General features: G+C 60.0%; 22 protein-coding genes. 13 read left to right on the forward strand and 9 right to left on the reverse strand.

Annotation, left to right across the window (positions count from 1 at the left end; genetic code table 11):
- Genes menB through menE form a run of 3 tightly spaced genes read left to right on the forward strand, consistent with a single transcriptional unit; the run spans window position 1 to window position 3,211 of the window.
- Window positions 1-858 carry a 1,4-dihydroxy-2-naphthoyl-CoA synthase gene (gene menB / locus ABLV30_RS23210; protein WP_004123101.1) on the forward strand — a complete coding sequence of 286 codons (858 nt, stop codon included), beginning with the start codon at window positions 1-3 and terminating at the stop codon, window positions 856-858.
- Complete coding sequence (menC, locus tag ABLV30_RS23215) at window positions 858-1,823, forward strand: o-succinylbenzoate synthase (RefSeq protein WP_049083371.1); 966 nt, start codon at window positions 858-860, stop codon at window positions 1,821-1,823. The genes menB and menC overlap by 1 nt, the downstream gene beginning before the upstream one ends.
- Window positions 1,820-3,211, forward strand: coding sequence for an o-succinylbenzoate--CoA ligase (gene menE / locus ABLV30_RS23220; RefSeq protein WP_265801543.1), 1,392 nt, complete (start codon window positions 1,820-1,822; stop codon window positions 3,209-3,211). The genes menC and menE overlap by 4 nt, the downstream gene beginning before the upstream one ends.
- On the opposite strand, the gene ABLV30_RS23225 is transcribed toward menE, so the two are convergent.
- From ABLV30_RS23225 to ABLV30_RS23240, 4 genes are all read right to left on the reverse strand, one after another.
- Window positions 3,188-3,811, reverse strand: a complete 624-nt coding sequence (locus tag ABLV30_RS23225) for a DUF2238 domain-containing protein (protein WP_265801545.1) — start codon at window positions 3,809-3,811, stop codon at window positions 3,188-3,190. The two genes, menE and ABLV30_RS23225, sit on opposite strands and share 24 nt — an antisense overlap.
- A 105-nt stretch (window positions 3,812-3,916) precedes the next feature.
- Entirely contained in the window at window positions 3,917-5,437 is a 1,521-nt protein-coding gene (locus tag ABLV30_RS23230; RefSeq protein WP_014230236.1) for a tripartite tricarboxylate transporter permease, read from the reverse strand.
- Between the two features lie 11 nt (window positions 5,438-5,448).
- The gene (locus ABLV30_RS23235) at window positions 5,449-5,880 is read right to left on the reverse strand and encodes a tripartite tricarboxylate transporter TctB family protein (protein ID WP_200914073.1); all 432 of its coding nucleotides are present in this window, start codon (window positions 5,878-5,880) and stop codon (window positions 5,449-5,451) included.
- Window positions 5,881-5,895: 15 nt separating this feature from the next.
- A complete protein-coding gene (locus ABLV30_RS23240) occupies window positions 5,896-6,870 on the reverse strand; it encodes a tripartite tricarboxylate transporter substrate binding protein (protein ID WP_265801589.1) in 975 nt (324 codons plus the stop codon).
- Window positions 6,871-7,010: 140 nt separating this feature from the next.
- Here ABLV30_RS23240 and tctD point away from each other — a divergent pair, with 140 nt between their 5' ends.
- Window positions 7,011-7,685, forward strand: a complete 675-nt coding sequence (gene tctD, locus ABLV30_RS23245) for a transcriptional regulator TctD (RefSeq protein ID WP_032750708.1) — start codon at window positions 7,011-7,013, stop codon at window positions 7,683-7,685.
- The gene (locus ABLV30_RS23250; protein ID WP_025106694.1) at window positions 7,672-9,087 is read left to right on the forward strand and encodes a sensor histidine kinase; all 1,416 of its coding nucleotides are present in this window, start codon (window positions 7,672-7,674) and stop codon (window positions 9,085-9,087) included. Before tctD ends, ABLV30_RS23250 begins: the two co-directional genes overlap by 14 nt.
- Here the strand turns inward: ABLV30_RS23250 and nudI are convergent.
- Window positions 9,079-9,504 carry a nucleoside triphosphatase NudI gene (nudI, locus tag ABLV30_RS23255; RefSeq protein ID WP_014230231.1) on the reverse strand — a complete coding sequence of 142 codons (426 nt, stop codon included), beginning with the start codon at window positions 9,502-9,504 and terminating at the stop codon, window positions 9,079-9,081. The two genes, ABLV30_RS23250 and nudI, sit on opposite strands and share 9 nt — an antisense overlap.
- A gap of 137 nt (window positions 9,505-9,641) precedes the next feature.
- On the opposite strand from nudI, the gene ABLV30_RS23260 reads away from it, so the two are divergent.
- Window positions 9,642-10,634 carry an Rpn family recombination-promoting nuclease/putative transposase gene (locus ABLV30_RS23260; protein ID WP_064404443.1) on the forward strand — a complete coding sequence of 331 codons (993 nt, stop codon included), beginning with the start codon at window positions 9,642-9,644 and terminating at the stop codon, window positions 10,632-10,634.
- Between the two features lie 48 nt (window positions 10,635-10,682).
- Here ABLV30_RS23260 and ABLV30_RS23265 read toward each other — a convergent pair whose 3' ends face one another.
- Window positions 10,683-12,131: a catalase gene (locus tag ABLV30_RS23265; RefSeq protein ID WP_032750700.1), complete on the reverse strand. Its 1,449-nt coding sequence runs from the start codon at window positions 12,129-12,131 to the stop codon at window positions 10,683-10,685.
- Window positions 12,132-12,400: 269 nt separating this feature from the next.
- Between ABLV30_RS23265 and ABLV30_RS23270 the strand changes: the two genes are divergently transcribed.
- From ABLV30_RS23270 to yfaU, 6 genes are all read left to right on the forward strand, one after another.
- Window positions 12,401-12,943, forward strand: coding sequence for a YfaZ family outer membrane protein (locus tag ABLV30_RS23270; RefSeq protein ID WP_004123076.1), 543 nt, complete (start codon window positions 12,401-12,403; stop codon window positions 12,941-12,943).
- 96 nt (window positions 12,944-13,039) lie between these two features.
- Window positions 13,040-14,236: a nicotinamide mononucleotide deamidase-related protein YfaY gene (locus ABLV30_RS23275; RefSeq protein ID WP_032750698.1), complete on the forward strand. Its 1,197-nt coding sequence runs from the start codon at window positions 13,040-13,042 to the stop codon at window positions 14,234-14,236.
- Window positions 14,237-14,440: 204 nt separating this feature from the next.
- Window positions 14,441-15,223 (forward strand): IclR family transcriptional regulator, encoded by a 783-nt coding sequence (locus ABLV30_RS23280; RefSeq protein WP_004852774.1) that lies wholly within the window; start codon window positions 14,441-14,443, stop codon window positions 15,221-15,223.
- Between the two features lie 13 nt (window positions 15,224-15,236).
- Window positions 15,237-16,442: an L-rhamnonate dehydratase gene (gene rhmD, locus ABLV30_RS23285; protein WP_064391586.1), complete on the forward strand. Its 1,206-nt coding sequence runs from the start codon at window positions 15,237-15,239 to the stop codon at window positions 16,440-16,442.
- A gap of 52 nt (window positions 16,443-16,494) precedes the next feature.
- A complete protein-coding gene (locus ABLV30_RS23290) occupies window positions 16,495-17,784 on the forward strand; it encodes an MFS transporter (RefSeq protein ID WP_004852770.1) in 1,290 nt (429 codons plus the stop codon).
- A gap of 14 nt (window positions 17,785-17,798) precedes the next feature.
- Complete coding sequence (gene yfaU, locus ABLV30_RS23295; RefSeq protein ID WP_014839099.1) at window positions 17,799-18,602, forward strand: 2-keto-3-deoxy-L-rhamnonate aldolase; 804 nt, start codon at window positions 17,799-17,801, stop codon at window positions 18,600-18,602.
- Window positions 18,603-18,624: 22 nt separating this feature from the next.
- On the opposite strand, the gene glpC is transcribed toward yfaU, so the two are convergent.
- Genes glpC through glpA form a run of 3 tightly spaced genes read right to left on the reverse strand, consistent with a single transcriptional unit; the run spans window position 18,625 to window position 22,671 of the window.
- A complete protein-coding gene (gene glpC / locus ABLV30_RS23300) occupies window positions 18,625-19,803 on the reverse strand; it encodes an anaerobic glycerol-3-phosphate dehydrogenase subunit GlpC (RefSeq protein WP_265801552.1) in 1,179 nt (392 codons plus the stop codon).
- Entirely contained in the window at window positions 19,800-21,059 is a 1,260-nt protein-coding gene (gene glpB, locus ABLV30_RS23305) for a glycerol-3-phosphate dehydrogenase subunit GlpB (RefSeq protein ID WP_038424727.1), read from the reverse strand. The genes glpC and glpB overlap by 4 nt, the downstream gene beginning before the upstream one ends.
- On the reverse strand, window positions 21,049-22,671 hold the full coding sequence (glpA, locus tag ABLV30_RS23310) for an anaerobic glycerol-3-phosphate dehydrogenase subunit A (RefSeq protein WP_047723184.1): 1,623 nt from the start codon (window positions 22,669-22,671) through the stop codon (window positions 21,049-21,051). The genes glpB and glpA overlap by 11 nt, the downstream gene beginning before the upstream one ends.
- Before the next feature lie 271 nt (window positions 22,672-22,942).
- On the opposite strand from glpA, the gene glpT reads away from it, so the two are divergent.
- A complete protein-coding gene (gene glpT, locus ABLV30_RS23315) occupies window positions 22,943-24,289 on the forward strand; it encodes a glycerol-3-phosphate transporter (protein WP_004852762.1) in 1,347 nt (448 codons plus the stop codon).
- The last annotated feature ends 74 nt before the right edge of the window (window positions 24,290-24,363 follow it).

The raw sequence follows: 24,363 nt of genomic DNA on the forward strand, positions 1-24,363 counted from the left end.
ATGATCTCTCTTGATGAAGCCATGCTTTACGCCCCGATTGAATGGCAGGACTGCTCCGAAGGCTACACCGACATTCGTTACCAAAAATCGGCGGACGGGATTGCCAAAATTACCATCAACCGCCCGCAGGTACGCAACGCTTTCCGCCCGCTGACCGTCAAAGAGATGATTCAGGCGCTGGCGGATGCCCGCTATGACGACAATATTGGCGTCATCGTTCTGACCGGTGAAGGCGATAAAGCATTTTGCGCCGGCGGCGATCAGAAAGTCCGTGGCGACTACGGCGGCTACCAGGATGATTCCGGCGTTCATCACCTCAATGTTCTCGATTTTCAGCGCCAGATCCGCACCTGCCCGAAACCGGTGGTGGCGATGGTGGCGGGGTACTCCATCGGCGGCGGCCACGTCCTGCATATGATGTGCGATCTGACTATCGCGGCGGAAAACGCCATCTTCGGCCAGACCGGCCCGAAAGTCGGCTCTTTCGACGGCGGCTGGGGCGCCTCCTATATGGCGCGCATCGTCGGGCAGAAAAAAGCCCGTGAGATCTGGTTCCTGTGCCGGCAGTACGACGCGCAGCAGGCGCTGGATATGGGGCTGGTGAATACGGTGGTGCCGCTGGCGGACCTGGAAAAAGAGACCGTGCGCTGGTGCCGGGAAATGCTGCAGAACAGCCCGATGGCGCTGCGCTGCCTGAAGGCGGCGCTGAACGCCGACTGCGACGGCCAGGCGGGACTGCAGGAGCTGGCGGGTAACGCCACCATGCTGTTTTACATGACCGAAGAGGGTCAGGAAGGGCGCAACGCTTTCAATCAGAAGCGCCAGCCGGACTTCAGCAAATTTAAACGGAATCCGTAATGCGGCAGGCGCAGGTCTACCGCTGGCAGCTACCGATGGACGCGGGAGTGGTGCTGCGTGAACGGCGGTTAAAAACCCGCGATGGTTTGCTTCTGCGCCTGCGCGACGGCGAGCGCGAAGGCTGGGGGGAAATATCTCCCCTGCCCGGATTCAGCCTGGAAACGCTGGATGAGGCGCAGGCTGCGCTGCTGGCGTGGGCGAGCGCCTGGCGCGATGGCGAAGAGGGCGCGTTGCCAACGCCGCCGTCGGCGGCTTTCGGGGCGAGCTGCGCAATGGCGGAACTGTGCGGCGAGCTGCCGCAGGCTGCGGACTATCGCGCGGCGCCGCTCTGCGCCGGCGATCCGGACGAGCTGTTCGCCAGGCTTTCGCTGATGCCCGGCGAAAAAGTCGCCAAGGTCAAAGTCGGCCTGTATGAGGCGGTGCGCGACGGCATGGTGGTCAACCTGCTGCTGGAGGCGATTCCCGATCTGACGCTACGCCTCGACGCTAACCGCGCCTGGACGCCGCTGAAAGCGCAGCAGTTTGCCAAATACGTGAATCCACACTATCGCAGCCGCATCGCCTTTCTCGAAGAACCCTGTAAAAACCGCGATGATTCGCGCGCTTTTGCCCAACAAACGGGTATCGCTATCGCCTGGGATGAGAGCCTGCGCGAGGCGGACTTTACCTTTTCCGCCGAGCCGGGGCTGCGGGCGGTGGTGATTAAACCGACGTTGACCGGCAGTCTGCAAAAAGTGCGGCAGCAGGTGGCGCAGGCGCATGCCCTGGGGCTAACGGCGGTCATCAGTTCCGCCATTGAGTCGAGCCTTGGCCTGACGCAGCTGGCGCGAATCGCCGCCTGGCTGACCCCGGACACGATCCCCGGTCTGGACACGCTGAGCCTGATGCGTGCCCAGCTGGTGCGCCGTTGGCCGGAAAGCGAGCTGCCGTGTCTGCACGTTGATGAGCTGGAGCCGCTGCTGTGACCTTTAGCGACTGGCCCTGGCGCCACTGGCGGCGGCTGCGAGAAGAGGCTCAGGCGCTGCGCCTGAACGAGCGGCGGCTAAGCTGGCGGGAACTGTGCGCGCAAATTGATGCGCTGGCGGGGGGATTCCACGCCCAGGGCGTTCGCGACGGCGATGGCGTGCTGCTTCGCGCTTACAACCAGCCCGATGCTCTGCTGGCGTGGCTGGCCCTCCTGCAGTGCGGCGCGCGCGTCCTGCCGCTGAATCCGCAGCTGCCTGCTCCTCTGTTGGCGGAACTGCTGCCGTCTCTGGGACTGCGCCACGCGCTGGTGCTAAACGGCGGCGACCTTCCGGTGGCGCTTAATCCATTAGCGTTGCGCGCCGGCGACGGCGTGCACGCGGTCGCCTGGCGAGAAGATCGTATCGCGTCCATGACGCTAACCTCGGGGTCGACGGGACTACCGAAAGCGGCGGTGCACGCTTTTCGCGCCCATCTTGCCAGCGCAGAGGGCGTGCTGGCGATGATACCCTTTGCGCCGCAGGACGACTGGCTGCTGTCGCTACCGCTGTTTCACGTTTCCGGCCAGGGGATTCTCTGGCGCTGGCTGTTAGCTGGCGCAGGCCTGACGGTACGCGACAAGCAGCCGCTGGAACAGGCGTTACGCGGCTGTACCCATGCCTCTCTGGTGCCGACCCAGCTCTGGCGCCTGCTCAGCGGCGACGCCGAGGTGTCGTTGAAAGCGGTTCTGCTCGGCGGCGCGGCGATCCCGGTGGCGCTAACCGAGCAGGCCGGTAAGCGCGGTATTCGCTGCTGGTGCGGCTACGGCCTCACCGAGTTTGCCTCCACGGTATGCGCCAAGGAGGCGGACGGCCTGGCGGATGTCGGGCAGCCGCTGCCGGGGCGCGAAGTGCGGATTGTCGATGGTGAAGTGTGGCTGCGGTCGGACAGCATCGCCGCAGGCTACTGGCGCGATGGGCAAATTGTCCCCCTCGCTAATGCCGACGGCTGGTTCGCCACTCGCGATCGGGGCCGGCTGGAGCACGGCAGGCTGACTATCCTCGGACGAGTGGACAACCTCTTTTTTAGCGGCGGAGAAGGTATTCAGCCGGAAGAAGTGGAGCGGGTGATTGGCGCTCATCCGTGGATTACGCAAGTTTTCATCGTGCCGCAGGATGATGCGGAGTTTGGCCAGCGGCCGGTGGCGGTGGTGGAGTGCGGCGAGCATGACGACCCGTCCGCGCTGGCGGGCTGGTGCGCCGATAAGCTGGCGCGGTTTCAGCAGCCAGTGCGCTGGCTGCGGCTGCCTGAATCGCTGAAAACCGGCGGAATTAAAATTTCCCGCCGGGCGCTACGTGACTGGGTCAACCAGCAGGCGATGCCCGACTCAGACGCGCTGGACGTTCAGTAGCTGCTTCGTATGCCAGCGGCCCAGCGCTAAAACGGTGGTCAGCGCGCCGAGCAGGGCGCAAAACATATCCGACTGGGTATCCCAGGGATCGCCCTGGGTGCCGAGAAACTCATCAGTGCCCTGTCCCAGCGCCAGCGCCGCCCACCATTCGATCAGTTCATAGACGGCGCTAATCGCCAGCGCAATACAGCAGACCACGAAACCGAGCATTTTTCGCCCGTGAACGTAGCCGCCGCGCAGCAGAATCTCCCGCGCCGCCAGCGCCGGCACCAGCCCCTGGAAAAAGTGCCCCAGCTTGTCATAGGGGTTACGGCTCAGTCCCAACCACGCCTGGACGTCAAAGCCGATGGGCACTTTCGCGTAGGTGTACATACCGCCGACCATCAAAATGATGGCATGGAAGAAAATCAGCGTGTAAAGCAGCGGCGTCAGCGGATAGCGCGAGCGCGTGGCCAGCAAAAGCGGAACGATGATAATCACCGGCGTCACTTCCATCAGCCAGGTGAGCTTATCCCCTGCGCTGATACCGGTGTAAACAAGCATCAGGGCCAGCGCCAACGCGGCGAATGTTAACCCCGAACGGGATGCGGCGACGGTCATAACGGATCACCAGAAAGTTAAAACGATAACTATCAGGCAGATGTGGTGGAAATTCAACGTATACCGTCATTGGCGGCGCAGAGCGACCGCCAATGACGTTGAGCATCAGGAAGAGGGCAGGTCGCCCTGCGTATTAAGCTGGCGCTTCCGCCAGTACCGCAGCAGCGGAGGGACAACAATCACCGCGATGGCCAGAAACAGAAGCGTTTTCGTTACGCCGCTTTGCCACAGAATCGCCACGTTGCCGTTGCTGATGGACAGCGCGCGGCGCAGGTTCTGCTCCAGCATCTCTCCCAGCACAAACCCTAAGATCAGCGGCGACATCGGGAAGTGCATCTTACGCATAATGTAGCCCAGCACGCCCAGCCCAACCATCAACAGCAGGTCGAAGGTGGTGCTGTGCACCGCGTAGACGCCGACCGCGGACACGGCGGCGATGGCCGGGGCCAGAAACCATAGCGGAATCGTCAGCATGCGGGTGAACAGGCCGATCAGCGGAATGTTCATAATCAGCAGCATCACGTTGGCGATGAGCAGCGCGGCAATTAACCCCCAGACGATATCCGGCTGTTCGGTAAACATCGCCGGTCCCGGCGTGATGTTGTAGAGGGTCAGGGCGCCCATCATCACCGCGGTGGTCCCGGAGCCGGGAACGCCGAGCGTGAGCATCGGAATAAACGAGCCGCAGGCGGAGGCGTTGTTCGCCGCTTCCGGCGCCGCGACGCCGCGAATATCGCCCTTCCCGAAGGTAGCGCTATTGCCGCTAAGCTTTTTCTCGGTCATATAGGTGATGGCGCTGGCAATGGTCGCCCCTGCGCCCGGCAGAATGCCGACAAAGAAACCCACCACCGATGAGCGCAGGGTCGCGCCCACGCACTGGCCCGCCTCTTTGGCGTTAAACAGCATGCGTCCGGTTTTCCGTACCAGCTTCTGCCCGCCGCTGGTGCTCTCCAGCATCAGCAAAATCTCCGAAACCGAAAAGAGCCCAATCACCACCACGATAAACTGCACGCCGTCGGAAAGATGAACGCTGTCGAACGTGAAGCGGTACACGCCGGTATTGGCATCAACGCCCACCGTCGCCAGCCCTAAACCGATTAACGCGGCGAGAAATGACTTCAGCGGATTTTCCGCCATCATGCTGCCAAGGCAGGCGATGGCAAAAATCATCAGGGCGAAATATTCCGCCGGGCCGAACGCCAGCGACCACTGCGCCAGCACCGGGGCGAACAGGATGATCCCGCCGATAGCGATCGTTGAACCAACAAAGGAGCTCACGGCAGAGATCGACAGCGCTACGCCGCCGCGTCCCTGCTGCGCCATCGGATAACCGTCGAGAGCGGTCATAATGGCGGCGGCATCACCGGGTACGTTAAGCAGGATAGACGAAATGCGCCCGCCGTATTCACAACCAATATAGACCGTAGCCAGCAGGATTAGCGCTGATTCCGCGGGCAGGTGCAGAGCAAAGGCCAGCGGCAGTAAGATCGCGACACCGTTAATCGGGCCCAGACCCGGCAGGAGACCGACGATAGTGCCAACAAAGCAGCCAATTAGCGCGATGGTCAGGTTGCCCGGCGTCATGGCAACGGCGAAGCCCTGCGATAAATAAATCCAGATATCCATAACCTTCTCCGTTAACTCAACCAAACGCCGAGCGGCAGGGTGACATCAAGCAGGGCGTCAAAGACGTACCACAGCGCGATGCCCATCGCGACGCCGGCTATCCCGGCGGCGGGCAGGGTGGCACCAAACAGCAGGCCAAACACGGCGGTCAGCAGCGCGGTGGCCAGAGGAAAACCCAGCCATTCAAAACCCCACGCATAGATCCCCAGCGCAACCACCATGGTTAATAGACGTTGTAAAACCCGGTGCCCGGGCCACGTGATGGCGTCGGGCCGACGCAGAAGCAGCAAGACAGAGCACGCCAGCATCAGGCCGATAATGCCGACCGGGAAAGGGCGTGGGCCGACGGGCTCATAGGCGTATTCGCTGTGAATTTGCCAGGCGATAAACATTCCACCCGCGCAGAGCAGCAGCCACACTCCGGCAAAAATACGATCGCTCATCGCAACCTCCGTAAATTATTTGGCCAGGCCAAAGGATTTCGCCTGCAGGCGATACGCTTCCACCTGTTGTTTAACGTAGGAGTCCAGTTCCTTACCGTTCATATTGAATTCGAACAGGCCGCGCAGCTCGCGCTGCTTTTTGAACGCGTCGGTCTGCTGCAATTTCGTGAACTCATCCACCCACCACTGATAGTCGGCGTCGCTGACTTTCGGACCCACGAAGAAGCCGCGAATAATCGGCCAGACCAGGTCATAGCCCTGCTCTTTGGCGGTCGGCACATCGGCGAGGTCACCCGGCAGCCTTTCGTTAGCGAACACCGCCAGCACGCGGATTTTATTGCCCTGGAGATAAGGCACCATTTCACTGAGATCGCCGGAGACCGCCTGCACATGATTGCCCAGCAGGGCGGTGACCGGTTCGCCGCCGCCCTCAAACGCCACGTAGCGCATTTTGTGCGGATCGACGTTGGCTTTTTGCGCCAGCAGCGCCGCTTTCATCCAGTCCTGACTACCAATGGAGGCGCCGGCGCCGATGACGATACTGGCGGGATTTTTTTCCATCGCCGCCATAAACGACGGCAGGTCTTTCCACGGCGAGTCGGTGCGGACGGCGATCATGCCGTAATCGGTGCCGACGCTGGCCAGCCAGCGCACATCATCCACGCCGTAGCGGCCAAACTTGCCCTGCGCCAGGTTGAGCAGCGAGCCGCCGGAGAACGCGACCACGGTACCGGGTTCGCCGGGGCGCTGGGCGACGATCGCGTTATAGGCCACAGCGCCTACGCCGCCGGGCATGTAGGTGACGCGCATCGGTTTTTCGATGGCGCCGGTTTCCATCAGACTGACCTGGATCAGCTTGCAGGTGAGGTCGAAGCCGCCGCCGGGCTTGGCGGGCGCGATACATTCGGTACGGGAAGGCGCCTCGGCGGCAAGGGCAGAGGCGGTTAAAAGGCATAATGCAATGGCGCCAGCTCGGCGCAGGAATGGCATATTCATAAGCTTCCTCAGTCAGATACAGGGGACGTTTTTTTAATTATGTGAACCGGCATGTGGCTATTCGGTTGCGTGATTGTTAAAACAATTACCTTTCATTTCCCTTTCAATGCGGCAGCAACTTTTCAGGATGTGATATGCGTCTCTTACTGGCAGAAGATAACCGTGAGCTGGCTCACTGGCTGGAGAAAGCGCTGGTGCAGGGCGGGTTTGCAGTGGACTGCGTATTTGATGGTCGCGCGGCCGATCATCTGCTGCAAAGCGAAAAATATGCGCTGGCGGTGCTGGATATTGGCATGCCGGGACTCGACGGTCTGGAAGTGGTGCAGCGCCTGCGAAAGCGCGGGCAGACCCTTCCCGTCTTGCTACTCACCGCCCGCAGCGCGGTGGCGGATCGGGTGAAAGGGCTGAACGTCGGCGCCGATGACTATTTGCCGAAACCTTTTGAACTTGAAGAGCTGGATGCCAGGCTGCGCGCGCTGCTGCGGCGTAGCGAAGGCCAGGTGCATGAGGTTCAGCAGATCGGCGCGCTGGAATATCGCGATGAAGGCTATTTTTTACTCTGCGGCCAAACGCTGTCGTTGACGCCGCGCGAACAGGCGCTGCTGACGGTGCTGATGTTTCGCCGTACGCGGCCGGTGTCGCGCCAGCAGCTGTTTGAACAGGTTTTCAGCCTGAACGATGACGTCAGCCCGGAAAGCATTGAGCTGTATATCCATCGTCTGCGTAAGAAACTTCAGGAGAGCAACGTGCGTATCGTGACCCTGCGCGGCCTGGGCTACGTGCTGGAGCTCGCTCATGAGGTGGGGTAAACCGCAGTCGTTATTCGCTCAACTGTTGCTGTTTCTCGGCCTGCCGCTGGTTTTGCTATGGGGGCTGTCGGCGTTCAATAGCTACGTCAGCGCTCTGCAGGCGGCAACCCAGGCTTACGATCGCACGCTGCTTTCATCCGCCCGCACGGTGGCGGAGCGCCTGGTGGTTCGCCGCGGTAGGCTGGAGGTGAATGTCCCCTGGGTGGTGCTGGACAGCTTCGAGCTGAATATGAACGATCGGCTGTACTATAAGGTACTCGATCCCGAGAAGCGGGTGATTTCCGGTTTTGACGACCTGCCGTCGATGCCGCCATCGACCTCTCGTACCGAACTCTATCCGGCGCTGGCGTGGTTTTATCATACTGAATATCGCGGTCAGGCCATTCGCGTAGCGCGCCTGCTGCAGCCGGTTAACGAAGGCGGCGTTGTCGGCATGGCGGAAATCTACATCGCCGAAACGCTGCAGTCGCGGCGCTGGCTGGCGGGACAGCTGCTGTTTTCATCATGGATCTCGCAGGGGCTATTAGTGCTGTTGACGCTGGTGCTCACCGGCTGGCTGCTGCGCCGCGTGCTGCGGCCGATGCGCCGGCTTTCGGCGCTCATGGTGCGGCGCGAACCCGGCCTGCTGACGCCGCTGCCGGAGCTGCTGCCGTGGTCGGAAACCCGTCTGCTGATCGTGGCCTTTAACCGCTATATCGACCGGTTACGGGTGATGATCTCCCGCCAGGAGCGCTTTAGCGCCGACGCGTCGCATCAGCTCAAAACGCCGTTAGCGGTGTTGAAAACGCAGGCCTCAGTGGCGCTGGCGAGCGGCGATCCCCGGCTGTGGCGAGAGAGCCTGGAGGCGATGAGCGGCACGCTTGACAGTACTATTCTGCTTACCGAACGCCTGCTGCAGCTGGCTACCATCAAACGGAAAGAGCAGGGCGAACACGCGTTCCCGCCGGTGGACCTGCATGAGATCGTCCACAACAGCTGTTTTTCGCGTCTTCAGCAGGCGCGGAGCAAGGCTATCGATCTCGGCTATGAGGGGGAACCCTCGACGGTGACCATTGCCGGCGATGGCGTGTTGTTGAGCGAGCTGTGCGCGAATCTGCTGGATAACGCGATTCGCTATACGCCGCAGGGCGGTATCGTCACGGTCAGCCTGCATCGTGACGGAGAGGCGGTGCTGCTGGACGTCGAAGACAGCGGGCCGGGGATCGATGATGCGCAGATTCAGCAGGCGCTCATGCCGTTCCATCGTCTGGAAAACGTGGGTGACAACCCCGGCGCCGGGCTTGGACTGGCGCTGGTCAGCGATATTGCGCGCCTGCACCGCAGCCATCCGCAGCTGCTGCGTAGCGAAACGCTGGGCGGGCTGAAGGTCAGACTGCGCTTTTTGACCGTGGGTTCAGAGTAGGCCTTTCAGGGTGAGCGTCCTGCGGGTCGCCGCGTTCAAATCATAGTGGGGAAGATCTTCTGCCTTCACCCAGGCGTAGTCCTGAAACTCCTCGTTGATCGTCACTTCGCGATTGGCGCTGATGCAGTCGAAGATCAGGTAAATCATATAAATCTCTTCCCGGCGGCCATCGGCGTAGGTTTTAACCCGGATATCGTCGCTAAAGGTCCACGGCGTAATCTGGGTCAGCTGCAGTTTTTCGCCCAGCTCCTCGCGAATTTCTCGCCGCAGCGCCTCTTCAATGCGCTCGCCTGGCTCGACGCCGCCGCCGGAGAGCGCCCACTGGCCGGGAAATACGCCGCGATCGTCGGCCATTTTGCACAGCAGATAGTGGCCTTCATGTTGAATGAGCGGGCAGACGATAGTCCTTTGACGCATGATTTCTCCTTACTGATGACAGGGATAACTAACGGGAAGGCCCAGTTTGCGAGCCGCCTCGGCAAACCGCAAGCGAAAACGCGCGGCGAACGCGTGCGGTGGTAGGGTGAGCGTAGGTTAACGGGTCAGGGGCCATCATGGAACAGATTGCAAGCCACTCACCGCACGATGCGGTGTTTAAACACCTTTTGTCCCAACGGGCAACGGCGCGCGATTTTTTGTCTATTCATTTGCCGAAGCATTTGCGGGAACAGTGCGATCTGCGAACGCTGCAGCTGGAATCCGGCAGTTTTATTGAAGAGGACCTACGCGCAAGCCATTCGGATATTCTTTATTCGCTAAAAACCCAGCACGGAGAGGGGTACATCTACATTCTTATAGAGCATCAAAGCTCTCCCGACAGGCATATGGCGTTTCGCCTGATGCGATACGCCATCGCGGCCATGCAGCGCCACCTTGATAAAGGGCATCATCAGCTGCCGCTGGTTATTCCTCTGCTATTTTATCACGGCAGGATCGCTCCTTACCCGTACTCGACGCGCTGGCTGGATGATTTCCCTCAGCCAGAGGTGGCCGAGCGGCTGTATAGCCAGCGTTTTCCACTGATAGACGTCACGGTGATTCCTGACGATCGGCTTGTGCAGCACCGCCGTGTCGCTATGCTGGAACTGCTGCAAAAACATATCCGCCAGCGGGATTTGATGGACATTTCTGAGCAACTGGTCAGGATATTATCCTTGGGATACACTACGCGTCGGCAGTTTAAAACTTTGCTGAATTATATGCTTCAGGCGGGCAACGCCGCCGATCCGGTGGCCTTTTTACGCAAGCTCGCGCAAAAGACGCCACTCAAGCCGCATAAGGAGACGCTGATGAATATTGCTCATTTTCTGGAAGAGCGTGGCCGTAAAGAGGGGGTCCTTCAGGGAATGAAGGCGGGGATAGAAAAAGGTTTACGAAAGGGTCGACAGGAAGGCCGGAATGAAGGCCGACAAGAAGGCCGGCATCAAGGACAGCAGGAGGCGACGCAACGCATTGCTCAGGCGATGCTGGATGATGGGCTTGAGCCCTCTCAGGTCGCAAAGCTAACCGGTTTGTCGCTGCGGCAGCTCGCCAAGCTTCAGCACTAAGCGCGTTTAAAAACCGTAAAATGGCAGCCGCAAGGGCTGCCATCAGCATTACTCTCCGTGCTTTAAGGCTTTCAGCGCCGCAGCCACGCCCGCGCCGTAGTCGGGGTGGACTTCACTGAACAGGCCAATTTGTCGCTGCTGAATAAACTCAGGGATATCCCGCATATCATTGGCGATACGCTGGAACATACGCTGATGTTCCTCTTCGCTTAATAGCTCAAACAGCCTGCGCGGCTGGCTGAAGTAGTCGTTATCTTCCCGATGATTCCAGTGGGCCGCCGCGCCTTCAAGGCTTAAAGGCGGCTCGCTAAAGTCCGGCTGTTCCTGAAACGCGCCAAAGCTGTTGGGTTCATAGGTGACGCCGTTGCCGCTATTGCCGTCAACGCGCATCGCGCCGTCGCGGTGGTAGTTATGGAACGGGCAGCGCGGTGCATTGACCGGAATTTGATGATGGTTGACGCCCAGACGATAGCGCTGGGTATCGCCGTAGGAGAACAGCCGTCCCTGCAGCATGCGATCCGGAGAGAAGCCGATCCCGGGCACCACATTGGCCGGATTCATCGCGACCTGCTCAACTTCTGCGAAGTAGTTGTCCGGGTTGCGGTTGAGCTCCAGCACGCCGACTTCCATCAGCGGATAATCAGCGTGCGGCCAGATTTTGGTCAGATCGAAGGGGTTATAAGGGACCCGGCTGGCGTCCGCTTCCGGCATGATCTGCACGTAGAAGGTCCAGCGCGGGAAATCGCCTTTTTCAATCGACTCATAGAGATCGCGCTGCGAACTCTCGCGGTCCTCTGCCACCAGGCGTTTCGCTTCATCATCCATCAGGTTGGCGATCCCCTGCTGGGATTTGAAGTGGAATTTCACCCAAAAACGTTCGTTATCGGCATTAATAAAGCTGAACGCGTGGCTGCCGAAACCGTGCATATGGCGATAGGAGCGCGGAAGGCCGCGGTCGCTGAAATCAATCGTTAACTGATGCAGCGTTTCCGGCAGCAGGGAGAAAAAGTCCCATTTCCAGGTGGGGTTACGCAGGTTGGTGCGCGGGTCGCGCTTCACGACGTGGTTAAGGTCGGGAAACTTCAGCGGGTCGCGAAGGTAGAAAATGGGCGTATTGTTGCCCACCAGATCCCAGTTGCCTTCTTCGGTATAAAACTTGATCGAGAAACCGCGAATATCGCGCTCGGCATCAGCGGCGCCGCGTTCTCCGGCGACGGTTGAGAAGCGCAGGAACAGATCGGTGGTTTTACCGATTTCGGCAAACAGTTTTGCGCGGGTATAGCGGGTGATATCGCGGGTAATGGTCAGTTTACCGTAAGCGCCGGAGCCTTTAGCGTGCATTCGGCGTTCCGGGATAACCTCACGGTCGAAGTGGGCCAGTTTTTCCAGAAACCAGACATCCTGCAGCAGCATCGGGCCGCGCGGGCCTGCGGTGACGACATTGTTATTATCGACAACCGGGGCGCCGGCGGCGGTGGTTAATCCTTTTTTGCTCATCTTTATCTCCTGACAAAGTTTTATGTAACTTATTCATCTCTTTGCGACGACGAAATAAGCTGGAGCCTATTTGTATAATAAAGGCTGAGACCCAGCAATTTGACCCTGACTATTGAATTGATATCTGAGACCGTTAACAAGGCTCCCGAAGCAACTGGTTACAATCACGCGGTAAAAGCGCGCTATAACGCATTGATTCCTTAAAACGGAGCAGTACAATTTCGCGGTTTTTTGGGATTTTCTTATTATTATTTTCTGGATAGATAAAAATGAAAAAAAGCATATTTATGGCCCTGGCCGGCATGATGTTCGTCTCGACGGCGGCAAATGCGATCAGCGTCAGCGGGCAGGCCGGCGAGCACTACACTAACCTTGGCGTCGGATTCGGTACGGAATCGACCGGCCTGGCGGTAACCGGCAACTGGCTGCACAATGATGACGACGGCGATGCGGCGGGGCTGGGATTGGGCCTGAACATTCCCCTGGGGCCATTCCTGGCCACCGTGGGCGGAAAAGGCGTTTACACCAACCCGAACAATGGCGATGAAGGCTACGCGGCGGCGGTTGGCGGCGGTCTGCAGTGGAAAATCGGCGACAGCTTCCGTCTGTTCGGCGAATACTATTACTCTCCCGATTCACTCTCCAGCGGTATCGACAGCTATCAGGAAGCCAATGCCGGCGCGCGCTTTACCATTATGCGCCCTCTGAGCATCGAAGCTGGTTACCGCTACCTTAACCTGGCGGGTAAAGACGGCAACCGCGATAACGCGGTCGCGGACGGTCCGTACGTCGGCGTCAACGCCAGCTTCTAATCTCTCCGGCGCGGTATTCCGCCGCGCCTGATTTTCAGGCTTTTTCACCAGCCGCTTTGCGATATAGTATTTCTACTTATCAGGCTGGAGTTCACAATGTTAAACGTGGAAATGCTGTCCACCGGCGATGAAGTGCTGCATGGGCAAATCATCGACACCAATGCCGCGTGGCTGGCGGATTTCTTTTTTAATCAAGGATTACCCTTAAAGCGTCGCCATACCGTGGGTGACGACCTCGACTCCCTGGTGGCGATTTTACGCGAGCGCAGCGAACACGCTGACGTGCTGATCGTTAACGGCGGCCTGGGGCCGACCAGCGACGATTTGAGCGCGCTGGCCGCGGCGACGGCCAAAGGCGAAGGGTTAATTCTGCACGAAGATTGGCTGGAAACCATGACCCGTTTCTTTGCCGAGCGCGGAAGACCCATGGCCGCCAGCAATCGTAAACAGGCGGAAATTCCGCAAAGCGCCGAGATGATCAACAACCCGGTCGGGACCGCATGCGGTTTTGCCGTGCAGCTAAACCGCTGCCTGATGTTTTTTACTCCCGGCGTGCCTTCCGAATTTAAGGTGATGGTTGAACAGGAAATCTTACCGCGCCTGCGCGAACGTTTCCCGCTATCCGCTGCGCCGCTGTGTTTGCGCCTGACCACCTTCGGCCGTTCCGAAAGCGAACTGGCGCAGAGCCTCGACCATCTGCAGTTGCCGCCGGGCGTCGTAATGGGCTATCGCTCCTCGATGCCGATTATCGAACTGAAGCTGACCGGGCCTGCCGAACAGCGCGAGGCGATGCTGGCGCTGTGGCCGGAAGTGCAGAAGGTGGCCGGAGAGAGCATGATTTTCGAAGGTACCGAAGGCCTGCCTGCGCAGATCGCCCGTCGCCTGCAGCAGCGTCAGCTAAGCCTGACGCTGAGCGAGCAGTTTACCGGTGGTCTGCTGGCGCTACAGCTTTCTCGCGTCAACGCTCCGCTGTTGGCCAGCGAAGTCATTCCGGCGCAGGAGGAGACCCTGGCGCAGTCTGCGCGCTGGGCGGCGGAACGGCGCGAAAAACACTTTGCCGGCCTGGCGCTGGCGGTAAGTGGTCAGGAGAGCGATCACCTGAACTTTGCGCTTTCCACGCCGGACGGCACCCACGCGCTGCGGGTGAAATTCACCACCAACCGCCACAGCCTCCAGGTGCGTCAGGAAGTGTGCGCGATGATGGCCCTCAACATGCTGCGCCGCTGGCTGAACGGCCAGCCGGTGGCCGGTGAACACGGCTGGATTAACGTCGTCGAATCTCTCTCAGCGTAAACCCACCTCCGCGTCGGGAGCCCCTCCCGGCGCGCGATGAGTCCAGCCTGTTGTACTTGCTTTAAAATATTCTGTGCACTATCTCGCATTTTTCTCCCTCTGAACGTCCACCCGGCTGGAATAGCGTCGTCATTTGAAGTCGCTCACAATTTACACGCCCGACAACCGCAACACTGATTCCAGTATTCAGGATTGGAGTCCAGTATGTTGGAATCAAGCAAAGTCCCGGCGCTGACCCGCGCCATTGATATTCTCAATCTGATCGCCCGCATCGGCCCCTGCAGCGCGGCGACCATTATTGACGAACTGGGTATTCCGAAAAGCACCGCCTATCTGCTGCTGGGAGAGCTGAAAAAACAGCGCTTCCTCAGCATGGATAATCAGGATAACTACTGCCTGTGGACCAAGCTGGTTGAGCTGGCCGGGCAGGCGCTGAGCAAAATGGACCTGCGCGAACTGGCGCGCCCGCGCCTGACGCAGCTGATGGATCAGTGCGGGCTGCTCTGCCACCTGGGCATCATCGACAGCGGCAACGCCTACTACATTCTGAAGATTGAATCCCCGGCCACCATCAGCGTGCGTTCGCACGAAGGTAAGAGCCTGTCGTTATATCGTTCCGGCATTGGTAAATGCCTGCTGGCCTGGCAGCCCGAGCGGGTTCAGGAGTCGATTATCAGCGAGCTGCAGTGGGAGCGTGCGACGCCAACCACCATCACCAGCGCCCAACAGCTTCGTGATGAACTGGGCCGTATTCGCGCCCGCGGCTGGAGCTTCGATAACGGCGAAGACTATCCCGACGTTCGCTGCGTGGCGGCGCCGGTTTTTAATGCCAATAACGAGCTGACCGCCGCCATTTCCGTGGTGGGTACCCGTCTGCAAATCAATGAAGACAATCGCGATTACCTCGCCGGTAGGGCGATTGCCTGCGCCAAAGATATTTCCCGTCTGCTGGGGTGGAAAAGCCCCTTCGAACAACAAGCCTCATAATAAGGAGAAGATCATGACCCTACCGAAAATTAAACACGTCCGCGCCTGGTTTATCGGCGGTGCTACCGCAGAGAAAGGCGCTGGCGGCGGCGATTATCATGACCAGGGGGCAAATCACTGGATTGACGATCATATCGCCACGCCGATGAGCAAATATAAACAGTATGAACAGTCCCGCCAGTCGTTTGGCATCAACGTTCTCGGCACGCTGATCGTTGAGGTCGAAGCCGAAAACGGGCAGACCGGTTTTGCGGTATCGACCGCCGGCGAGATGGGCTGCTTTATCGTGGAAAAACACCTCAACCGCTTTATCGAAGGCAAGTGCGTCAGCGATATCAAACTGATCCATGACCAGATGCTCAACGCCACCCTGTACTACTCCGGATCCGGCGGCCTGGTGATGAATACGATTTCCTGCGTCGACCTGGCGCTGTGGGATCTGTTCGGCAAAGTGGTTGGGCTGCCGGTTTACAAACTGCTGGGCGGCGCGGTGCGCGATGAAATTCAGTTCTACGCCACCGGGGCGCGTCCGGACCTGGCGAAAGAGATGGGCTTTATTGGCGGCAAAATGCCGACCCACTGGGGGCCGCACGATGGCGACGCGGGGATCCGCAAAGATGCCGCTATGGTGGCCGATATGCGCGGAAAGTGCGGCCCGGACTTCTGGCTGATGCTGGACTGCTGGATGAGCCAGGACGTTAACTACGCCACTAAACTGGCCCACGCCTGCGCACCCTCTAACCTTAAGTGGATCGAGGAGTGCCTGCCGCCGCAGCAGTATGAAGGCTATCGCGAGCTTAAACGCAATGCGCCTGCCGGCATGATGGTCACCAGCGGCGAGCACCACGGTACGCTGCAATCCTTCCGCACGCTGTCGGAAACCGGCATCGATATTATGCAGCCTGACGTGGGCTGGTGCGGCGGCCTGACCACGCTGGTGGAGATTGCGGCGATCGCCAAATCGCGCGGCCAGCTGGTGGTGCCGCACGGCTCGTCGGTCTATTCGCACCATGCGGTCATTACCTTTACCAACACGCCGTTCAGCGAGTTCCTGATGACCAGCCCGGACTGTTCAACGATGCGTCCGCAGTTTGACCCGATTCTGGTTGATGAGCCGGTACCGGTGGACGGGCGCATTCATAAAACCGTGCTGGACAAACCGGGCTTCGGCGTGGAGCTGAACCGCGACTGTAATCTGAAACGTCCTTATAGCCACTGATCCCGTCGTGCCGCACAGCGCAGATGTGCGGCCTATTGTTGAGGATATTACGATGAGCAACGCCTTGCTTGAGAGCGTGGTGAAGAAAAACCGCGCCCGTTTGATCCCCTTTATGCTGGCGCTGTACGTGCTGGCGTTTCTTGACCGTTCGAATATCGGCTTTGCCAAAGAGACCTATCAGCTGGATACCGGCCTTAGCAACGAAGCCTATGCGCTGGGGGCGGGGATTTTCTTTGTGGTCTACGCCTTTCTCGGGGTGCCCGCTAACCTGCTGATGCGCAAATTCGGCGCAAGAAAGTGGATCGGCTGCACCACCTTGCTGTGGGGGCTTCTCTCCGCGGCGATGGCGTGGGCGGATACCGAAGCGAAGTTTCTGCTGGTGCGCACCCTGCTGGGCGCCGCGGAAGCGGGTTTTTTCCCGGGCATGATCTACCTGACGTCCCAGTGGTTTCCGCAGCAGAACCGCGCCAGCATTATGGGGCTGTTTTATATGGGCGCGCCGCTGGCGCTGACCCTCGGGTCGCCGCTCTCCGGCGCGCTGCTGGAAATGCACGGTTTTATGGGGCATCCCGGCTGGTTCTGGATGTTTATCATTGAGGGGCTGCTGGCGGTCGGCGCGGGGTTCTTCACCTTCTTCTGGCTCGACGATACGCCGCAAAAGGCGCGCTTCCTGAGCGCTGCCGAAAAACAGGCGTTAATCAGCGAGCTGGCCAGCGAAGAGCAGAAAAAGGTGACCTCGCGTTTGTCCGATGCGCTGCGTAACGGCCGCGTCTGGCAGCTGGCGATTATCTATCTCACCATTCAGGTGGCGGTTTACGGCCTGATCTTCTTCCTGCCAACCCAGGTTGCCGCGCTGCTCGGCACCAAGGTGGGGTTCGTGGCGTCGGTGGTGACCGCGATCCCGTGGGTGGCGGCGCTGTTCGGTACCTGGCTGATTCCGCGCTACTCCGACCGCACCGGCGAGCGGCGTAATGTGGCGGCATTCACCCTGCTGGCGGCGGCAATTGGCATTGCGGTCTCCGGGCTGGTGTCGCCGGTGCTGGCGATTATCGCGCTGTGCGTTGCCGCCGTCGGCGTCATTGCCGTGCAGCCGGTCTTCTGGACCATGCCGACGCAGCTGTTGTCCGGTACGGCGCTGGCCGCTGGCATCGGCTTTGTGAACCTGTTCGGCGCTATCGGCGGGTTTCTGGCGCCCATTATCCGCGTCCAGGCTGAAACCATGTTCGCCAGTGATTCTGCCGGATTAGTGACGCTCGCCTGCGTGGCGATTGTCGGGGTGGTTATTATCTTTTCACTGCGCGTGAACCGCGCCGTGCCGCAGGCTGGCAGCGTACAGCATTAATGTAAGGGAGAACTATGAACGCAATTTTATCGAACCCATTTAAAGCGGGATTATTACAAGGGGAAGCGCAAATTGGCCTGTGGCTGAGCTCGACCTCTTCTTATATGGCTGAGATTGCCGCCACCTCGGGTTACGACTGGCTGCTGATTGACGGCGAACATGCGCCCAATACCATCCAGGATCTTTATCATCAGCTGCAGGCCATTGCGCCCTACGCCAGCCAGCCGGTCATTCGCCCGGTAGAGGGCAATCGCAGCCTGATTAAACAGGTGCTGGATATCGGCGCCAGAACGCTGCTGATCCCCATGGTCGATACCGCCGAACAGGCGCGGGAGATTGTCTCGGCTACCCGCTACCCGCCGCTGGGTACCCGCGGGGTGGGGGCCGGAGTGGCCCGCGCCGCGCGCTGGGGACGGGTCGAAAACTATATGGCGCAGGCCAACGATGAGCTGTGCCTGTTGATTCAGGTAGAGAGTAAAACGGCCCTCGATAATCTGGATGCGATCCTTGAAGTGGAGGGCATTGACGGCGTGTTTATCGGCCCGGCGGACCTGTCGGCCTCGCTGGGCTACCCGGATAACGCCGGTCATCCTGAAGTGCAGCGGGTTATTGAACAGAGCATCCGCCGCATTCGCGCGGCGGGTAAGGCGGCCGGATTCCTTGCCGTCGATCCGGAGATGGCGCACAAAGCGCTGGCGTGGGGGGCGAATTTTGTTGCCGTTGGCGTCGATACCAACCTTTACACCAGCGCGCTGGATAAACGGCTGGCGATGTTCAAGCCGGTAGCCGAACAGGCGGAGGGAAAGGGGAGCTACTAGCCCCCCGGTGTTGGCGCTGGCGTCAGGCCAGCGCCTGTGCCAGCAGGGGGATGGGGTGTTCGCAGCGTTTGCTGGTGGACATCTCTATCTGCCATTTGCAGGTTTCACAGTCGGTCACCACCAGATCCGCGCCGCTCTCCTCAATTTGCCGGAACAGCGGCGCGCCCATCGCCTGCGATGAGTCGTAGTTCTCCGCCTTGAAGCCGTATGTGCCGGCAATACCGCAGCATTGCGAGTCGAGTACCTCCAGCTGCAAGCCGGGGATCAGCCGCAATAGCTCAAGGGTATACAGCGACCAGCCCATTTTTTCCATATGGCAGGGCGTGTGATAGACCACCTTCAGCGGCAGCGTTTTTAGCTTCAGAGGCCGCCCATTATCCAGCTGACGCCAGAGCCAGCGAGTCGCCAGCTCAATCCGGTCGCGGATATCGTGATTATCGATATCAAGGAGATGCGGATATTCATCGCGCAGCGTAAAGGTGCAGGTCGATGAAGTCGCAATAATGGGCAGACTATTTTCCCGTATCGCGATGACGTTGCTCAGCGCCTGCTTGCGCGCTTTCGCAAAAAAACCGTTGGCAATCAGCGGTACGCCGCAGCATTTCTCTTTGCTCAATAACTGCACCCCGATGCCCATGGCGTTGAACACGCGGATAAGATCTTTGCCCAGCTGCGGATTGTTGTAGTTCACATAGCAGCCGTGAAAAAACGCCACCTGCTCGGCGTACTGCCCCTGCCGGGCGGCCAGCTGACGATACGCGCGGCGAAAGGTACCAAAGCCATATTTCGGCAGCGTGCGGCGGTGATCGATTTTAAGCGCGGCATCAAGGATTTGGCGTACCGGCCTCAGCCCGGTGGCGGCGTTGACCAGCGGGGCAAACGGCGTGGAGAGGGTGCCCATCAGGTCGGTATGGCTGAGGATCGCATCGCGCAGCGTGGGCTTTTGCCGACCGTGCTCCATGCGTGCTCGCTGGATAATATCGCCAATTTTGACGTCCGAAGGGCAGGCAACTTCGCAGCGTTTACAGTTGATGCAGTATTTCAATGCCTCGTCGTAGAGCGCGCCGTCTTTCAGGCGTAGGCGTTCGCCGTCCGGCCCGGCCTGTTTTGGCCCCGGATAGCGCGGATTAACCCGGCTGACCGGGCAGGCGGTGGTGCAAACGGTGCATTTTATACAGTGTTCAAAGCGCGTGTCGTTCATGATTCACCTCCGGCAAGCTCGCCGATTAACCCAGCGGCATGCAGCGCGGTCACCGCGCAAACGCCGCCGCCGCATCCCAGCGCGATGGCGTCAAAACCACCGAGGATCGCGCCTACGGCGAACAGATTTTCCAGCGTCTGCCCCTGAAGCTGCGGGCGCAGATCCGCATCGGTTTTCAGGCCGAAACGCTGCCAGGGCTGAGAGGCAAAAAAGTCCTGCTGATACCAGCGCTCGCGCGGCAGCGTCTGCTGCAGGTCAAGGCCGAGGATCGGCTCGCGCACGCCGCTGCGCTCGGCGACCAGCCCGTTGCTGAAAAAGCTGCCGCTGGCCAGCACCGCGAAGCGCGGGCGCAGCGGGATATCGCCGTGATTGCGCGTCCAGATCGCGTTAACGCTACCGTTGCGGTGGCTGATATCGATGACTTCATCCCCGGTCAGCCAGGTCCCGCCGCTGCGGATAAATTGCCGCTGCAGCTGGGCGTGCAGGCGCATCCCCGGCACCGACGGCGGCAGCGTAGGCAGCAGGCGCAGCGGGCAGGGCAGGCGCTGCTGCAGCCACTGGTACAGGCGATCGTTGGCGAGGCCAAAGCAGGCGGGCATAATCAGTAAATTATGCCGCTGCGCCAGCGGGCGCAGCGCCGCCAGCAGGGCCGGCCAGTGCGCTTCATCGTCCAGCCGGCGGGCAATATTGGCGGCACGAAATTCGGATGGGCTATCGCGCAGCACATCGAGGAGAGGTAAATCTATCTCATGGGCTTCGGCGGTCACGCCGTGCTGGTTCAGAGAGGCGGCGGCAAGATGCGGCTGGAAGTCGCCGAATCCGCTGATGCCGACTACGCCGACGCCGCTGGCGGGCAGCGGCGCGGTGGCGATTTCCTGCGGCGATAGCCAGGCCGCGCGTAAGGTTCCCAGCGGCGTCACGCGCAGATGCGGCTGGCTGGCGTCACCTTGCATGGCGATACCGCAGTCGGCAAACAGCGCCTGACTCTGGCGGGCGTAATCCATCACCCGTTCGGCGCCGAGCCTGGCATAGGGATGTTCGGGAAGCTGGCGGGCCAGTTGGCCGATGCCGTGAGCGACATCGGTGACGGTGTCGCCATTCGGCAGCGTGGTAAGTAAATCCAGCGAGGCGGAAGAGAAGTGCAGGGCGCTTTGGCCGCGGCTGATAATCACGCTGCGCAGGCCGCGCTGGTTGAGCGCCAGCCCGCAGAGCAGTCCGGCGAGGCCGCCGCCGATGATGGCGCAATCAAACTTCATCCTGATGCTCCTTTTGTAATCCGCACAGGCCGAGATAGACCCAGCGGGTGAACTCGCTTTCGCGCAGCGCGTCCCCCCAGGCCACCGGCTGGACGCCTTTCCAGCGTTCGTTCAAAAATTGAGACAGCTGGGTAAGGGATCGAGCGGAAGTGGTGACGTTAAAACGCGCGAGCAGCCCGGCGGCGCGGCAGGCGCACAGTTCGCCCTGACAGGTTCCCATGCCGACGCGGGTGCGGCGGCGCAGGTCGAGCAGGTTTTTCACCGCCAGGTTTTCGACCGCGTACTGAACCTCGCCGGCGGTCACCGCCTCGCATTCGCAGACCAGGCTGCGGTGCTGGCGGCTATCGCCAAGCCAGGCCGGGGTGCGATCGCCGTGGCGATAGATGGCCGACCCGCGCAGCGACGCAGGTAAAGAGATGATTTTGCGTAGCGTGGCTTCCGCCGGCTCCTGCGAGCCCGGCAGCGGCGTATCGGCGGTCGTACAGGGGACGGTATTTCCGAGCTTGCGGCAGAGCGCATCCGTGGCCCACTCCGCCATCAGACGATAGGTCATCAGCTTACCGCCGGTGATGGTGATAAAGCCCTCCAGTCCGTCGCGCCGGGCGTGGTCGAGCAGCACAATACCGCGACTGACGCTGCGCCCGCTGGGATCGTCATCGCTGGCGACCAGCGGACGTATGCCGGAGTAGGCGCGCAGTACCCGCGTCCGCCCCATGATCGGCGCCAGCTTTTCCCCTTCGCGCAGCAGCGTTTCGACCTCCTCGGCCGTTACCCGGTTGTCGTCAATTTCGTCATAGGGAATATGCATCGAAGTGGTGCCAATCAGCGAAATAGTATCGCCGGGCACCAGGATATCGGCGTCAGCCGGTTTGCGGCAGCGGTTGATAACCTGACGGTTAATGCGGTGGTCGAGGATTAACAGCGATCCTTTTGCCGGAAACATCGAGATGCGCAGGTCGGCATACTCTGCGATGCGCTGCCCCCAGATCCCGGCGGCGTTGACCACCACCTGCGCGCGCAGCGTGCGCGATTCACGGAGCTGATGGTTGTAGATCGTGACGCCATGGACGCGATCGCCCTGACGCAGCAGGCCGGTGACTTCGCAGCCGGTGAGGATAGCGGCGCCATGTTCGCGGGCATCGAGCATATTTGCGGCGGTGAGGCGGAAAGGATCGACGGTGCCGTCGGGGACCTGCACCGCGCCGAGCAGCGCCGGGTTAACCGCAGGCTCAATGCGCAGCGCCTCGGCGGGCGTCAGAGGCTGGGCCTCAATACCCGCCTGCTGGCAGGCGGTGATAAAGGTGTGCTGATACGCCGGATCGTCTTCCGGCAAGGTAATAAACAGGCCGCTGGTGGGCTCAATGCAGTGCCGGGCGATGCGGCGTAAGATGCGGTTTTCGCTGATACACTCCCGCGCCGATTCGCTATCGGTTACCGCATAGCGCGCGCCGCTGTGCAGCAGGCCGTGGTTGCGGCCGGTCGCCCCGGTGGCGATATCGTAGCGCTCAACCAGCGCCGCCTTCAGCCCGCGCAGCGCGCAGTCGCGCGCGATCCCGGCGCCGGTGGCGCCGCCGCCAATAATAATGACGTCATATTCACGACTATCGGCCATCTCCCTGTCCTCTGTGTTCGTTTTACATCATTTAGCCATATCGACCGCGTTTAATGTTTGATTTCGAGCATATTTGCGCGCAATTCGAGCGTTTGTTGTGACTTTATGCGCATATTGGAAAGTTCTGTCATATTTCTGTAACAAAGTGTGCGACATTTCACAGTATTAGATTTACGCTTTGCCTACTATCGCGACCAAATCAGAAGTCAGTGAATAAATTACGTTTTTTTGCGACGACGTCAGAAGAACAGCAATGGCCACGGAGGCTGATATGTTAAGTATATTTAAACCCGCAGCGCATAAAGCGCGTTTGCCAACGGCGGAAATCGATCCGCTATATCGTCGATTACGCTGGCAGATCTTTATCGGTATCTTCTTCGGATATGCCGCTTACTATTTGGTTCGTAAGAACTTTGCTTTGGCGATGCCCTATCTTATCGAGCAGGGGTTCTCCCGCGGCGATCTCGGCTTTGCGCTTTCCGGTATCTCTATCGCCTACGGATTTTCGAAATTCATCATGGGCTCGGTTTCTGACCGTTCGAATCCGCGCATTTTTTTACCGGCAGGCCTGATCCTTGCCGCGCTGGTGATGCTGGTGATGGGCTTCGTCCCCTGGGCGACCTCCAGCATTATGGTGATGTTCGTCCTGTTGTTCCTGTGCGGCTGGTTCCAGGGGATGGGCTGGCCGCCGTGCGGACGTACGATGGTGCACTGGTGGTCGCAGAAAGAGCGCGGCGGTATTGTTTCGGTATGGAACTGCGCGCACAACGTCGGCGGCGGGATCCCGCCGCTGCTGTTTCTGCTGGGGATGGCGTGGTTTAACGACTGGCACGCGGCGCTGTATATGCCGGCTTTCGGCGCGATCCTGCTGGCGATTTTCGCCTTCGCGATGATGCGCGATACTCCGCAGTCCTGCGGCCTGCCGCCGATCGAAGAGTACAAAAACGATTATCCTGACGACTACAGCGAGAAGCACGAAGAAGAGCTGACCGCAAAGCAGATCTTTATGCAGTACATCCTGCCGAACAAGCTGCTGTGGTACATCGCCGTCGCCAACGTGTTTGTTTATCTGCTGCGCTACGGCATTCTTGACTGGTCGCCGACCTACCTGAAAGAGGTTAAGCACTTCGCGCTGGATAAATCGTCCTGGGCCTACTTTCTTTATGAATACGCGGGGATCCCGGGCACCCTGCTGTGCGGCTGGATGTCGGATAAAGTGTTTAAAGGCAACCGCGGCGCGACCGGCGTCTTCTTTATGACCCTGGTCACCATCGCCACCGTCGTCTACTGGCTGAACCCGCCGGGTAACCCGGGCGTGGATATGGCCTGTATGATCATCATCGGCTTCCTGATTTACGGTCCGGTGATGCTGATTGGCCTGCATGCGCTGGAGCTGGCGCCGAAAAAAGCCGCTGGCACCGCCGCGGGCTTCACCGGCCTGTTTGGCTATCTCGGCGGCTCCGTGGCCGCGAGCGCCATCGTTGGCTATACCGTCGATTTCTTCGGCTGGGACGGCGGCTTTATGGTGATGATCGGCGGCAGCGTGCTGGCGGTTCTGCTGCTGATTATCGTGATGCTGGGTGAACGACGCCATCACCAACAGATGAAACAAGCTTAAGGAGCGGCGATGAAAAGCACATTAACCACCCTGATGAGCGGAATGCTGCTGGCCGCGACGGCGCTGAAAGAGAG

Source organism: Klebsiella sp. CN_Kp113, from assembly GCF_040064585.1.
GTDB classification, from domain to species: Bacteria; Pseudomonadota; Gammaproteobacteria; order Enterobacterales; family Enterobacteriaceae; genus Klebsiella; species Klebsiella michiganensis.